This window comes from Polymorphospora sp. NPDC050346 (assembly GCF_040655695.1).
GTDB classification, from domain to species: Bacteria; Actinomycetota; Actinomycetes; order Mycobacteriales; family Micromonosporaceae; genus Polymorphospora; species Polymorphospora lycopeni.
On sequence record NZ_JBFAKM010000025.1, the window covers coordinates 68,506 to 81,499 of the forward strand.

A 12,994-nucleotide genomic window follows, 5' to 3' on the forward strand; every position below is an offset into this window, starting at 1 on the left:
CTCTGGTGGAGTCACGCGACCGCCGAGGGCAGCGAGGTGGGCGCGTGACGGACGAGGGGCTGGAGCGGTGGCGGCTGGTGCTCGGCGAGCCCGCCGACGCCTGTGCGGGGGCGGGCGGGCTGACCGGCCGGGCGGCGGCCCGCGACGCCGCGCTCGGCTGGCTGTACGGCCGGGACGAGGATCTCGCCCGCCGTGACGTACGCCGCGGTGGTGGCCGGGCCGGCGGTGACGGCCCGTCGGCGCTGACCACCATCGACTGGCTCGACGAGATCCACCGGCTGTTTCCGAAGGAGACCGTCGAGCGGCTGGAACGCGACGCGGTCGAACGGTACGAGATCCACGAGGTGGTCACCGACCCGGCGGTGCTGGCCCGGGTCGAGCCGAACGCGACGCTGCTCAAGGCGGTGCTACGGACCCGGCACCTGATGAACCCGCGGGTGCTGGAGCTGGCCCGGCGGATCGTCGCCGCCGTGGTCGCCGAGCTGCTGGAGCGGCTGGCGGCGGAGGTCCGGCAGGCGTTCGCCGGTACCCGGTCGCGTCGGCCGAGCCGGTTCCGGCAGTCGCGCAACTTCGACGTACGGCGGACCATCGCCGGCAACCTCGCGCACTACCAGCCCGAACACCGCCGGCTGGTGATCGAGACGCCGTACTTCGTGTCCCGTACCCGCCGGCACCTCGAGCGGTGGCAGGTGATCCTGCTGGTCGACCAGTCCGGGTCGATGGTCGGCTCGGTCATCCACTCGGCGGTCACCGCGGCGTGCCTGTGGGGGCTGCCGGGGGTCAAGACGCATCTGGTCGCGTTCGACACGAACGTCGTCGACCTCACCGCCGACGTCGACGACCCGGTGGAGCTGCTGATGAAGGTGCAGCTCGGCGGCGGCACCAACATCGCCCGGGCGGTCGCGTACGCCGCCGGCCTGGTCGAGAACCCGCGCCGTACGATCGTCGCCCTGGTCAGCGACTTCTACGAGGGCGGCGACCAGGGCCAACTGGTCCGGGGGGTCGCCCGCCTCGTCGAGCAGGGCACCCACGTTCTCGGCCTGGCCGCGCTGGACGAGGACGCCAACCCCGACTACGACCGGGCGATGGCCCAGCGGCTGGCCGACGTCGGGGCCGGGGTGGGCGCGATGACGCCCGGGGAGCTCGCCGCCTTCGTCGCCGAGCACGTCGGCCGATGACCGCGACCCGCGCCGACCTGCTGGCGCTGACCCCGGACGCGCTGGCCGCGCTGACGAACCGCGGCCTGCTCAAGCGTGCCGCGAAGGCGGTCGACGCCGGCGACGGCCCGGTGGTCGGGGTCGAGCCGGACGGCACCCTGACCGGGGAGCACCCGGACGGGGTACGGACCCGGATCGGGCCGGGCGCCGCCCTCGACGCGGCGGACTGCGACTGCGGCGCTCCGGGCGCCTGCCGGCACGTGCTGACCCTGGTGCTGGCCTACCAGGCCGCCGCCGGCTCCCCGGCCGGGCCGGCCGCCGGGCCGGGCGCCCCGCCGACCCCGGCTCCCACGGCACCGGCCGGCGACGTGCCGCCGGCCGCCCCGGCGGTGCTCGACTGGTCGCCGGGAACGTTCGGCGACGACGAGATCGAGGCGCTGATCGGCAGCCGGGCGCTGGCCCTGGCCCGCCGTACCCACCGGCGCGGCTTCAGCGCGCTGGTGCGCCGTCCCGGGGCCGCCGACCCGGCGCCGCTGGTGGAACTGCCGTCGTGCACGGTCCGGTTCCTGGTGCCGCACCAGCTCGGCTACGCGCACACCGCGGCCGCCCCGGGCGCCCACCAGGAGGCGGTCGCGCTGGCGGTGTGGGCCTGCCGGGTCGCCGACGAGACCGCCCCGGGGGCGCCGGAGATACGCGTCGAGGTCGGCGGCGGCGCCGTCGTCTCCGCCGGCGGTTCCGGTCTCGAGGCGGCGCTGGACCTCGCCGACGAGGTGCTGTTGGAGGGGGCGGTCAACTCCGCGGGGCTGGCCGGCGCGTTCGCCGTCGTACGGCGTGACCTCGAGGCGGCCAACCTGCGCTGGCCGCTGCTCGCCCTCGACGACCTCGCCGGCCAGTTGACCGCCTACCGGGAGCGCAGCGCCCACTACCATCCGGAACGCGTCGCCGACCTGCTCGCCGAGCTGCACGCCCGGCACCGGGCGGTGACCGGCGCCGCCACCGGCCCGCGTACGCGGGTGCTCGGCACCGAGGAGGCGGCCGAGACCCCGTTGCGCCGGGTCCGGCTCACCGGTCTCGGCTGCCGGATCACCGGCACGGCCGAGGACCGTACGGCGGAGGTGTTCCTCGCCCAGGCGGATTCGGCGACCGTGCTGGTGCTGCGCCACCGGTGGCCGGTCGCCGAGGGCACCGATCCGACCGGGCCGGAACTCGCCGGCCGGCGGGTCGGCGGGTCCACCGTCGGTGCGCTGGCCGCCGGCAACCTCGTCACCGAGTCGGCGGCGCGCAGTGCCGCGCACCGGGTCCGGCTGGCGACCCGGCGGATCGCGGCGACGACCGTGTCGCCGTCGTCCGGCGGCTGGCGGTCGCTGCCCGACGGGCTGGTGGTCCGGGACCTGGCCGGGCTGGCCGCCACCCTCGAGGCGCTGCCGCCACGGCTGATCCGCCCGCGGGTCGACGCGGAGGCGTTCCGGGTGGTCGAGATCGCCGAGGTACGGGGCATCGGCTACCGGCCCGGCGACCAGCGGCTCGACGCGGTGGTCGCCGACGCCGCCGGTGGTACGGCCACGGTGTCCGCGGTACACCGTGGGGTGTGCCCGGGGGCGCTGGACGCGCTGGCCGGGGCGTTGCGCGGCGAGCGGGGGCGGCCCCGGTTCGTCAGTGGGGCGGTGCACCGTACCCGGGGTGGTCTGGTGGTGGCGCCGGCCGCGGTCGCGGTGGAGGGTGCGGTGGTGGTGCCGGATCTGGCCGAGGGCGACGACCGTGGTCACCTGGCCGCCGGGACCGACGCGCGGGTCGACGAGCTGGGCGCCGCCGTCGACGCGGCGCTGGGGCTGCTGGCGGAGCTGGCGCATCGTGGGGTCCGGCACCTGCCGCCGACGTTTCCGCAGCGGCTGCGGGCCGCCGGCCGGGTGCTCGCCGGGGTGGGGCTGCGCCGGTCGGCGGACGCCGTGGAGGAGGTGGCGGCGGGGCTCGGTGTCGACCCGGCGGCGGTGTCGGGGCCGTGGGTGGACGCGCAGATCCGGCTGTCGGTGACCGCCGACCGTCGTTGACGGGTCCCGAGCGCATTGCATTGCTGTCCCGGCCCTATTGGAATGGGACCGGGGCGGGCTCAGGGCGAGACGAGCTGGCCGTAGACGCCGGTGAGCCGCAGTTGCCGTTCGACAAACGGGGCCACCGCCCGGACCCTGTAGCCGACGCCGGAATCGATAGCGGCGTTGTAGCCGGCGAGCAGCGCGCCGATTCCGGTCGAATCGACGAAACTGACGTGTAGCAGGTCGACCACGATACGTGGCGGGCGCTGTGCCTCCACCAGGTCGACGAGCATTGCCCGCAGGGCGTCGTTCGTCGCCAGGTCCAGCTCGCCGCGCAGTTCGACCACGACCGTGCCGTCGTCGAGTTTCTGCTGGTTGACCACTGCGTCTCCCATGCCTTGCCCCCTCCGCGCGATCGTCTTCCTCTTTCCCAAGGTAGGCGACGATCAACCCCGGCGCAGGGAGCGCGGGCCCGGCCCACGGCCGTCCGGGCGCGCCCGGACGGCCGGGTAGGGGATCGGGCGATTACCGCATCGGCGCCCGGGCGCACCTGCCATTACGCGTACGGTGAGGCTGTGATCGCTATTCGTCATTGCGGATCGACGTGAATGGCGCCTCCGTGTCGCAACAGAAGCGTAATCTGGCACGCACACCTCGGATTTGCTCTTCGACCTCGTGCTACGCGAGACTTGATCTCCGCCCTGACCACCTTTCTAGGAGATTCCATGGCCCGACAGGTAATTACCACACTCATCGACGACCTCGACGGTCAACCGGCCGACCGCACGGTCGAGTTCGGTATCGACGGCGTCAACTACACGATCGACCTCTCGGACGCCAATGCCGGCAAGCTCCGGGCGGCTCTCGACGAGTTCATCAAGGCCGGCCACCGTATCGGCCGGGGCGGCGTGGTGCGTCCGGTGAACCGTCCGGTCGGCCGTTCGACGGCGACCAGTAGCAGCGGTCGCGACGAGAATCGCGCGATTCGTGCCTGGGCGGCGGAGAACGGTTTCGAGGTTTCCGACCGGGGCCGCATTCCGCAGGAGGTCAGCGACGCCTACCGGACCGCGCACGGTCGGTGATCTGCCGGCACGGGTTCCCGGGACGGAGCCGTCAGTCGGGCGGGGAGCGCCTGGCGGCTCGGCCGGTACCGCGTCCGTCCGGACCGTGACGGGCGGCCGCGCGATGTCATCGAGGGCGATCGTCCGCCGCCGCCGTCGTGCGGTGACCGGTCCGGTCGCCCCCGTGTCCCGTCCCGCCGTGGTGCCGGCGCGAGACGGCGGGACATTCGTTCATTTCGGGATCGCCCGACACGGCCGGGAACGGTAGGTTTCTCGCCGTGGAAGAGATCGACCGCGCTATCGTCGCCGCCCTCACCGCGGACGGCCGACTGTCCTACACCGATCTGGCGGAAAAGGTCGGCCTTTCCGTGTCGGCCGTGCACCAGCGGGTGCGCCGGCTGGAACAACGGGAAGTGATCAAAGGCTATTCGGCCCGGGTGTCGTTCGAGGCGCTCGACCTGCCGTTGACGGCGTTCGTGGCGATCCGGCCGTTCGATCCGTCGCAGCCCGACGACGCGCCGGAACGGCTTTCGCACCTGCCGGAGATCGATTCCTGCTATTCGGTGGCGGGGGAGGACTTCTATCTGCTGCTGGTGCGGGTGGCGGGTCCCACCGACCTCGAACGGGTCCTTCAGGAGATCCGCACCGCGGCGAACGTGACGACCCGTACGACGGTCGTGCTGTCGACGCCGTACGAGAACCGGCCGCCGAAGGTGGCCCAGCAGCCGGCGCCGTAGCCCCGGCGCCGCCCTGGGCACCGGGGCCGGGCACGCCGGATCAGCCGGCGACGACGTCCGCGACCACGCAGGCGATGTTGTCGGGGGCGCCGTTGTCGTAGGCGAGGGCGATGAGCGCGTCGACGGTGCGCGCCGGTTCGCCGGCGTCGCGCAGGGTGGTGTGCAGCGCGGCGGGCGGTACGACCCCGGACAGCCCGTCGGAGCAGAGCAGGTAGCGGTCGCCGTCGAGGGCGCGGTGCAGCGACAGGTCGGGTTCGGTGCCGGCGGCCCCGGTCAGGGCGCGGGCGAGCAGGGCCCGCTGTGGGTGGGTGAGGGCCTCCTGCGGGCCGAGCCGTCCCTCGTCGACCTGGGACTGCACCCAGGTGTGGTCGTGGGTGAGTTGGCTGAGTCGCCCGTCGCGCAGCAGGTAGACGCGGGTGTCGCCGATGTGGGCCAGGGCGAGGTGCGACCCGGTCCACAGCATGGCGGTCAGGGTGGTGGCAGCCTCGCCGCCGCCGGCCGGGACGTCGGCGCCGACGTGGTCCACGGCCCGGTTGGCGCGGGCCACGGCGTCGGCGAGGGCGCCGAGCGGGTCGTCGGCCGTGGCCGTCTCCAGGGCGGTGAGCGCCTCGACGGCGGCGGTGCTGGCCCGGCCGCCGGGGCCGCGGGTGCCGTCGGCGACGGCGAGCAGCCGGGTGCCGGCGTAGGCGACGTCCTCGTTGGTGTCGCGTCCGTGGCCGGCGTCGGTGCGGGCGGCGGGGCGGATGCCCAGTGCGGTGTCGTGCATGGTGACCCTTCCTGACAGGTCTTCCACGAGGCGGGTGGCGAGCCGCTGGCGTACGGCGGTGTCGGCGGCGACATGGGCCCAGTAGGCGGCGACCTCGTCGGCGGCCGCGGCGGGGCCGAGGTCGCAGACGGCCCGGATCCGGGCCAGCGGCATGCCGATACCGCGTAGCCGGGCGATGAGCCGGGCCCGGTCGAGTTGCGCCTCGTCGTAGTACCGGTATCCGGTGTCGCCGTCGACGGCGGCCGGTGGCAGCAGGCCGAGTTCGTCGTACAGCCGTAGGGCCTTGGCCGACAGCCGGGTGGCCGCGGCGAAGGCTCCGATGGTCAGCAGTGGCACTCCCGCCCCCTCCTCGTGCCGGCCGGTCGGCCGGTCACCCGATGTTGCGGCTTGCCCCAGGGGAAGGGTCCAGTCCGCGTTCTCAGGTGTTCCAGCGCAGGATGACGGGGCGGGCGTGTTCGTGGCCGAGGGCGGACAGGGTGGCGGTGTCGAGGCGGAGCCGGCCGCCGGCGGCCGGGGGCAGCGCGATCCAGCGGGCGCCGGTGACGCGTAGGCAGTGTCCGTGGGCGACGACGGCGACGTCGCCGTCGGCGAGCAGGGTGGTGGCGCGGGCGAGGACCCGGTCGACGCGGGTGCCGATCTGGTCGGGGGTCTCGCCGCCGGGGGCGCCGTCGGTCCACAGGTTCCAGTCGGGGCGGTCGGTGTGGATGTCGGCGGTGGTGCGGCCCTCGTAGTCGCCGTAGTTCCATTCGGCGAGGTCGTCGTCGACCGTGGTGACGGTGAGGCCGGCGAGTTCGGCGGTGCGCAGGGCCCGCCGGCGGGGGCTGGCCAGGACGGCGGCGAAGGCGCGGCCGGCGAGCCGGTCCCGCAGGTCGTGGGCCTGGCGTTCGCCGTCGGGGCTGAGGTCGAGGTCGGTGTACGAGGTGTGCCGGTGCGCGGCGCTCCACTCGGTGTGGCCGTGCCGGACGAGGACGATCTCCGCCATGCCCTCAGTCAACCACCGCCGGCTTCCCGGTGATGACCTAGCGTCCTAGGATGCGCTAGCGGTGGTGGCCCCCGCCACCGAGCATGTTTCCGGCACCGGACCAGGGGGCATGCCAGGAGTCAGGACCAACCGACACCGGCACGACGGAGGAGTCGAGATGAGCATCGCCGACAAGGCCCGGAACAAGGCCGAGGAGATGAAGGGCGCCGCCAAGGAGAAGTTCGGCGACGCCACCGACAACGAGCGCATGCGGGCCGAGGGGTCGGCGGAGAAGACCGGTGCGCGGACCAAGCAGGCCGGTGAACACGTGAAGGACGCCGGTCGCGACGTACGGGACGCGTTCCGGGGCTGATCGTACGAACGACGAGGAAGGGGACCCCCGACGGCGGGGGTCCCCTTCCTCGTGCGCGGGTCAGGCCGCCGTCTGCTTACGCCACCAGCGCTGGCCGGACTCGGGCAGCGTGTCGATCGGGTCGTAGTAGGCGTAGCGCTTGTCGTAGACCTCGTCGTCGTCGGTCTCGATCGAGGTGCGGTAGTTCTTCGTCCAGTAGGAGATGCCGTGCTCGCGGTCGTACTCGGTGAGCATGTGGACCCAGCGCTTGCCGACGAACGGGACGTCGCAGACGATCCGCGGGGTGGCGTAGCCGGGCAGGTAGCCCATCAGGTCGTGTTGGAGTTGCTGGGCGTGCCAGACCGGGACCCGCCAGTGTTCGGCGTTGGGGATCATGTCGCACATGTAGAAGTAGTACGGCAGGATTCCGGCCTCGCCCTGGAGGGCGAAGCAGAGGTCGAGCAGGTCGGTGGCGGTGGCGTTGACGCCGCGCATGAGGACGCCCTGGTTGCGTACGTCGCGTACGCCGACGTCGAGCGCGGTCTGGGCGGCGCGGGCGACCAGCGGGGTCAGGGACTGGACGTGGTTGACGTGGGTGTGGATGGCGAGGTTGACGCCGCGGCGGGCGGCGGTGCGGGCGACGCGTTCGAGTCCTTCGACGACCTCGGGCTGCAGCCAGTGCTGGGGTAGGCCCATGAGGGCTTTGGTGGCGAGCCGGATGTCGCGGATGGTTTCGATGTCGAGCAGCCGCATGAGGTAGTTCTCGAGGTTGCGCCAGGGGACGTTGGCGACGTCGCCGCCGGAGACGACGACGTCGCGTACGCCGGGGTGGGCGCGTAGGTAGGTGATGTGGGCGTCGTAGCGGTCGACGGGTTTGAGGGTGAGTTTGAGTTTGTCGACGGCGGGGGTGGAGTTGCCGACGAGGTCCATGCGGGTGCAGTGGCCGCAGTACTGGGGGCAGGTGGAGAGCAGTTCGGCGAGGACTTTGGTGGGGTAGCGGTGGGTGAGTCCTTCGGCGACCCACATGTCGTGTTCGTGGAGTGAGTCGCGGCTGGCGTTGGGGTGGGACGGCCAGTCGGTGCGGCGGTCGGAGGCGATCGGGATCATGTAGCGCCGGATCGGGTCGGCGCGCAGCGTGTCGGTGGTGACGGGGCCGGTGGGGACCATGGTGTTGATCATCTGGGGTGGGATGAGCATCGACATGGTGGCGTGTTCGGCCTGGTCGGCGGTGAGGTCGGCGTAGAAGGTGTCGTCGACGAGGTCGCCGAGGACGGCGCGGAGCTGTTTGGTGTTCTTGACGCAGTTGACGCGTTGCCATTGGGCGGATTCCCACTGTTCGCGGGTGATGTCGCGCCAGCCGGGGAAGCGGGTCCAGTCGGGTTCGGTGAGTTCGCGGCGGACGTAGTCGTACGGCTGTCCGGCGGTGGGGCGCGCTCCGGGGGTGGTGGGCGCGGGGTGCGTGGGGCGGGGTGCCGCCTCCTTGGGGTGCGTCACGGACCCTCCTGTGGGTGCGCGCCCGGGTGGTTACCCGGGTCGGGGCCGCCTGAGGCTACTGGAAATCCTCCTGTCGAGGAACTATTCTGCCGGAAGTTTTCCCGCGTTGCGAGTTGGGTTGGCAGATGAGAGGGGTCGCGATGACGTCGCCGGTCGGGCTGCACCGGGTGATCGAGCCGGCGGGGGTGTTGCCGCAGGCCGCGTGGCGGCTGGACGCGACCCCGCGGGCCGGCGCGGACGAGGTGCTCATCGGTGTGGAGCGGCTGAACCTGGACGCGGCGAGCTTCCGGCAGCTGTCGGAGAAGCACGGTGGTGACGGTGCGGCCGTGCGGGCCGAGGTGCTCGGGATCATCCGGTCGCGCGGCAAGATGCACAATCCGGTCACCGGGTCGGGCGGGATGCTGGTCGGTACGGTCCGGGAGGTCGGCCCGGAGTCGCCGCTGGGGCTGAAGGTCGGCGACCGGGTGGCGACCCTGGTGTCGTTGACGTTGACGCCGCTGTCGGTCGACGACGACCTGGCCGGCTGGGACGGCCTGGGCGAGCAGGTGCCGTGTGCGGGGCACGCGGTGCTGTTCGCGCGGTCGGTCGCGGCGGTGCTGCCGGACGACCTGGATCCGCGCCTGTCGTTGTCGGTGCTGGACGTGTGTGGTGCGCCGGCGTTGACCGACCGGGTGGTGCGCGGGTATGCGGCGCCGACGGTGGCGGTGCTCGGTGGTGCGGGCAAGAGCGGGTCGCTGGCGCTGGCGGCGGCGCGGCGGGCGGGTGCGGCGCGCACGGTCGGGGTGGTTCCGGTGGCCGGTGAGCGGGAGCGGCTGGTGGCGGCGGGGCTGGCGGACGAGGTGGTGCTGGCGGACGCGCGTGATCCGGTGGCGTTGTCGGCGGCGGTGGCGGGTGCGTTGGGTGGCCCGGCCGATGTGACCGTGGTGTGTGTGGACGTGCCGGGTTGCGAGCACGGGGCGATCCTGTCGACGGCGGAGCGGGGCACGGTGGTGTTCTTCTCGATGGCGACGAGTTTCGCGGCGGCGGCGTTGGGGGCGGAGGGGTTGGCGGCGGACGTGTCGATGCTGGTCGGTAACGGTTATGTGCCGGGGCATGCGGAGTTCGCGTTGGGGTTGTTGCGGGCGGAGCCGGGTGTGCGTGGGTTGTTCGAGGCGCGGTTGGCGGCAGACTGATGGGCATGACTGATGCCTCTGTGCGCGAAGGTGGCCGTTCGGTGCTCTACCGGGGTGGCCGGTTCTACTGTCCGGCGGAGCCGACGGCTACGGCGATGCTGGTGCGGGACGGGTTGATCGCCTGGTTGGGGGTGGACGCGGAGGCGCCGTCGGCGGATGCGGTGGTGGATCTGGGTGGGGGGTTGGTGACGCCGGCGTTCGTGGACGCGCATGTGCATGCGACGGACACGGGGTTGGCGTTGTCGGGGTTGGACCTGTCGGGGGTGCGGTCGGCGGGGGAGTTGTTGGCGGTGGTGGCGGGGTTCGCGGCGGGGTTGCCGGCGGACGCGGTGGTGATCGGGCACGGGTGGGACGAGTCGACGTGGTCGGATCAGGTGCCGCCGGGGCCGGCGGAGTTGGATCGGGCGGCGGCGGGGCGGCGGGTGTATCTGTCGCAGGCGTCGATCCATTCGGCGTTGTGTTCGTCGGCGTTGCTGGCGGCGGCGCCGCAGGTGCGGGCGGTGGAGGGGTTCGACGGGTCGGGGTGGGTGCGGGAGGCGGCGCACCATGTGGTGCGCGGGGTGGCGTTGGGGTCGGTGTCGGATGCGCAGCGGGGGTTGGCGCAGCGGGCGGCGTTGCGGCATGCGGCGGGGTTGGGGGTGGCGGCGGTGCACGAGTGCGGTGGGCCGGGTACGTCGAGTGAGGCGGATTTCGTGGGGGTGTTGGGGTTGTCGGGGGTGGGGTTGCCGGAGGTGTACGGCTATTGGGGTGAGTTGATGGGTGGGGTGCGGGCGCGGGAGTTGGGTGCGGTGGCGGCGGGTGGTGACCTGTACGCGGATGGGGCGTTGGGGTCGCGTACGGCGCATGTGTCGCAGGCGTATCTGGATGGTGACCGGGGTTGCGGGTTGGGGTTCGTGTCGGTGGATCAGGTGCGTGACCACCTGGTGGAGTGTGTGGGGTTGGGGTTGCAGGGCGGTTTCCACGCGATCGGTGACGAGGCGATCGCGACGGTGTTGTCGGGGTTCGCGGCGGCGGCGCAGGAGGTGGGGGTGGCGCGGTTGCGGGCGGGTCGGCATCGGATCGAGCACGCGGAGATGGCGGACAAGCCGATGATCGGGCGGTTCGTGGAGTTCGGGATCGTGGCGAGTATGCAGCCGGCGTTCGACCGGTTGTGGGGTGGTGGGGAGCGGATGTACGCGCAGCGGTTGGGGGTGGAGCGGTCGTTGGATTCGAATCCGTTGGGTGCGATGCACGGGGTGGGTGTGGCGTTGGCGTTCGGGTCGGATTCGCCGGTGACGCCGGTGGATCCGTGGGGGTCGGTGCGGGCGGCGGTGTCGCATTTCAATCCGGTGCATCGGATGAGTGTGCGGGCGGCGTTCGCGGCGCACAGTCGGGGTGGTTGGCGGGCGTTGCCGCCTGAGGCGGGGCGGGTGATGGACGGGGTGCTGGCGCCGGGGGCGCCGGCGACGTTCGCGGTGTGGGACGTGGCGACGGAGGTGGTGGGTGGGTTGCCGGTTCTGGTGGCCGAGGACCCGGATCTTCGTGGGCCGGCGGATCCGACTCCGCTTCCGGTTTGTCGGCGCACGGTGTTGCGTGGCGACGTGATTTTCGGCGAGGGGTGAGCGTGGGCAAGCTGGATCTGGACCCGGTGCTGGTGGGCCGGGCGCGGGAGTTGGCGCGGCGGGCTGGTCAGCCGGTGGTGGATCTGGCGCGCGGTCATACGACGGTGTCGGTGGAGCGGGCGGTGTTGCGGCTGGCCGGGGTGTCGGGTGCGGATCCGGACGGGATTCCGTGGGTGAACCGGTTGGTGGACGCGGTGGTCGCCGATGTCGGGTTGGGGCATGGGGTGGCGGTGCCGGTGTTCGAGGCGATGGCGCGGGAGGGTGTCGACGATGTGACGTTGCTGGCGCAGAAGGCGGCGGCGGGGTCGGTGCGGTTCGTGGTGCCGTCGGGGCGGGGGGCGTCGGCGGCGCGGCGGGCGTCGCGTCGGGCGGTGGCGGCGGGGGTGCGGTCGATCGACCGGCGGCGGGCGGAGCGGGAGCGTCTGGTGCGGCGGTGGGGGGATCCGCCGCGGCGGCCGTGGGTGTATCTGATCGTGGCGACGGGTGACATCTACGAGGACATTCCGCAGGCGCAGGCGGCGGCGCGGGCGGGTGCGGATGTGATCGCGGTGATCCGGTCGACGGGGCAGTCGTTGTTGGACTATGTGCCGGAGGGGGCGACGCGGGAGGGTTTCGCGGGGACGTACGCGACGCAGGAGAACTTCCGGTTGATGCGGGCGGCGTTGGACGAGTCGTCGCGGGAGTTGGGGCGCTATGTGCGGTTGACGAATTACGCGTCCGGGTTGTGTATGCCGGAGATGGCGACGCTCGCGGGTTTGGAGCGGCTGGACATGATGTTGAACGATTCGATGTACGGGATTCTGTTTCGGGACATCAATCCGGTGCGGACGTTTGTCGACCAGCGGTTTTCGCGGCAGGTGCACGCGCGTGCGGGGATCATCATCAATACCGGTGAGGACAATTATCTGACGACGGCGGATGCGGTCGACGAGGCGCACACGGTGACGGTGTCGCAGTTGTTGAACGAGTTTTTCGCGCATGAGGCGGGGTTGGCGGACTGGCAGTTGGGGTTGGGGCACGCGTTCGAGATCAATCCGGATGTGCCGGAGTCGTTGCGGTTGGAGTTGGCGCACGCGTTGCTGGCGCGGGAGTTGTTTCCGGATGCGCCGTTGAAGTGGATGCCGCCGACGAAGCACATGACCGGGGACGTGTTCCGGGGGAATCTGCTGGATGGGTTCTTCAATCTGGTGGGTGCGCTGACCGGTCAGGGGATCCTGCTGGTGGGGATGATGACCGAGGCGGTGGTGACGCCGTGGTTGTCCGACCGGGACATCGCGTTGCAGAACGTGCGGTACGTGCTGGGTGCGGCGGGCGGGTTGGCGGAGGATTTCGTGCCGGCGCCGGGCGGGTTCATCCAGGCGCGGGCGAACCAGGTGTTGGGTGAGGCGGTGTCGTTGCTGGAGCGGATCGTCGACGACACGTTGTTGCGGGCGATCGCGGAGGGGACGTTCGGGATCATGCGGCGGCCGGCGGACCGGGGCAAGGGCCTGGACGGGGTGGCGCGGCACGAGGCGGGTTACTACAACCCGGCTACGGAGATCCTGGAGGGTGGTCCGGTGAGCGTGAGGAGTGCAGCGAAGCGGAGCCCCGCCGTCGCGAACGAAAGGCGGGCACGGTGAGCGCGAGGAGTGAGCGAGCGCAGCGAGTGAGCCCCGCAGTCGCG

Annotated in this window: 12 protein-coding genes; 8 read left to right on the top strand and 4 right to left on the bottom strand. The window is 72.3% G+C overall.

The features are described 5' to 3' along the window. Positions 1 to 44: 44 nt before the first annotated feature. Together AB0I42_RS24165 and AB0I42_RS24170 are read left to right on the top strand one after the other, a co-directional pair. Complete coding sequence (locus AB0I42_RS24165) at positions 45 to 1,178, top strand: VWA domain-containing protein (RefSeq protein ID WP_357540277.1); 1,134 nt, start codon at positions 45 to 47, stop codon at positions 1,176 to 1,178. Continuing rightward, the gene (locus AB0I42_RS24170; RefSeq protein ID WP_357540279.1) at positions 1,175 to 3,205 is read left to right on the top strand and encodes a hypothetical protein; all 2,031 of its coding nucleotides are present in this window, start codon (positions 1,175 to 1,177) and stop codon (positions 3,203 to 3,205) included. Before AB0I42_RS24165 ends, AB0I42_RS24170 begins: the two co-directional genes overlap by 4 nt. Before the next feature lie 59 nt (positions 3,206 to 3,264). Here AB0I42_RS24170 and AB0I42_RS24175 read toward each other — a convergent pair whose 3' ends face one another. Beyond that, on the bottom strand, positions 3,265 to 3,582 hold the full coding sequence (locus AB0I42_RS24175) for an STAS domain-containing protein (protein WP_357540281.1): 318 nt from the start codon (positions 3,580 to 3,582) through the stop codon (positions 3,265 to 3,267). A gap of 330 nt (positions 3,583 to 3,912) precedes the next feature. Here AB0I42_RS24175 and AB0I42_RS24180 point away from each other — a divergent pair, with 330 nt between their 5' ends. Beyond that, positions 3,913 to 4,269, top strand: coding sequence for an Lsr2 family protein (locus AB0I42_RS24180; RefSeq protein WP_357540283.1), 357 nt, complete (start codon positions 3,913 to 3,915; stop codon positions 4,267 to 4,269). Positions 4,270 to 4,526: 257 nt separating this feature from the next. Next, a complete protein-coding gene (locus tag AB0I42_RS24185; protein WP_212818169.1) occupies positions 4,527 to 4,985 on the top strand; it encodes an Lrp/AsnC family transcriptional regulator in 459 nt (152 codons plus the stop codon). A gap of 40 nt (positions 4,986 to 5,025) precedes the next feature. Here the strand turns inward: AB0I42_RS24185 and AB0I42_RS24190 are convergent, their stop codons facing one another. Together AB0I42_RS24190 and AB0I42_RS24195 are read right to left on the bottom strand one after the other, a co-directional pair. Then, positions 5,026 to 6,087, bottom strand: a complete 1,062-nt coding sequence (locus AB0I42_RS24190) for a MerR family transcriptional regulator (RefSeq protein ID WP_357540285.1) — start codon at positions 6,085 to 6,087, stop codon at positions 5,026 to 5,028. 82 nt (positions 6,088 to 6,169) lie between these two features. Further along, a complete protein-coding gene (locus AB0I42_RS24195) occupies positions 6,170 to 6,733 on the bottom strand; it encodes a histidine phosphatase family protein (protein ID WP_357540287.1) in 564 nt (187 codons plus the stop codon). Positions 6,734 to 6,890: 157 nt separating this feature from the next. Between AB0I42_RS24195 and AB0I42_RS24200 the strand changes: the two genes are divergently transcribed. Continuing rightward, a complete protein-coding gene (locus tag AB0I42_RS24200) occupies positions 6,891 to 7,085 on the top strand; it encodes a CsbD family protein (protein ID WP_357540289.1) in 195 nt (64 codons plus the stop codon). 60 nt (positions 7,086 to 7,145) lie between these two features. On the opposite strand, the gene AB0I42_RS24205 is transcribed toward AB0I42_RS24200, so the two are convergent. Beyond that, complete coding sequence (locus AB0I42_RS24205) at positions 7,146 to 8,558, bottom strand: lysine 2,3-aminomutase (protein WP_357540291.1); 1,413 nt, start codon at positions 8,556 to 8,558, stop codon at positions 7,146 to 7,148. Between the two features lie 140 nt (positions 8,559 to 8,698). Between AB0I42_RS24205 and AB0I42_RS24210 the strand changes: the two genes are divergently transcribed. From AB0I42_RS24210 to AB0I42_RS24220, 3 genes are all read left to right on the top strand, one after another. Continuing rightward, positions 8,699 to 9,730: a zinc-binding alcohol dehydrogenase gene (locus AB0I42_RS24210; RefSeq protein ID WP_357540293.1), complete on the top strand. Its 1,032-nt coding sequence runs from the start codon at positions 8,699 to 8,701 to the stop codon at positions 9,728 to 9,730. A gap of 95 nt (positions 9,731 to 9,825) precedes the next feature. Beyond that, positions 9,826 to 11,331, top strand: coding sequence for an amidohydrolase family protein (locus tag AB0I42_RS24215; RefSeq protein ID WP_357540368.1), 1,506 nt, complete (start codon positions 9,826 to 9,828; stop codon positions 11,329 to 11,331). Then, positions 11,328 to 12,950, top strand: a complete 1,623-nt coding sequence (locus tag AB0I42_RS24220) for a lysine 5,6-aminomutase subunit alpha (RefSeq protein WP_357540295.1) — start codon at positions 11,328 to 11,330, stop codon at positions 12,948 to 12,950. The genes AB0I42_RS24215 and AB0I42_RS24220 overlap by 4 nt, the downstream gene beginning before the upstream one ends. The last annotated feature ends 44 nt before the right edge of the window (positions 12,951 to 12,994 follow it).

Coding starts and splice junctions, on each gene's coding strand:
- AB0I42_RS24200 (WP_357540289.1), top strand. CDS start 6,891: ATGAGCATCGCCGACAAGGCCCGGAACAAGGCCGAGGAGATGAAGGGC.
- AB0I42_RS24215 (WP_357540368.1), top strand. CDS start 9,826: ATGCTGGTGCGGGACGGGTTGATCGCCTGGTTGGGGGTGGACGCGGAG.
- AB0I42_RS24195 (WP_357540287.1), bottom strand. CDS start 6,733: ATGGCGGAGATCGTCCTCGTCCGGCACGGCCACACCGAGTGGAGCGCC.
- AB0I42_RS24175 (WP_357540281.1), bottom strand. CDS start 3,582: ATGGGAGACGCAGTGGTCAACCAGCAGAAACTCGACGACGGCACGGTC.
- AB0I42_RS24180 (WP_357540283.1), top strand. CDS start 3,913: ATGGCCCGACAGGTAATTACCACACTCATCGACGACCTCGACGGTCAA.
- AB0I42_RS24170 (WP_357540279.1), top strand. CDS start 1,175: ATGACCGCGACCCGCGCCGACCTGCTGGCGCTGACCCCGGACGCGCTG.
- AB0I42_RS24210 (WP_357540293.1), top strand. CDS start 8,699: ATGACGTCGCCGGTCGGGCTGCACCGGGTGATCGAGCCGGCGGGGGTG.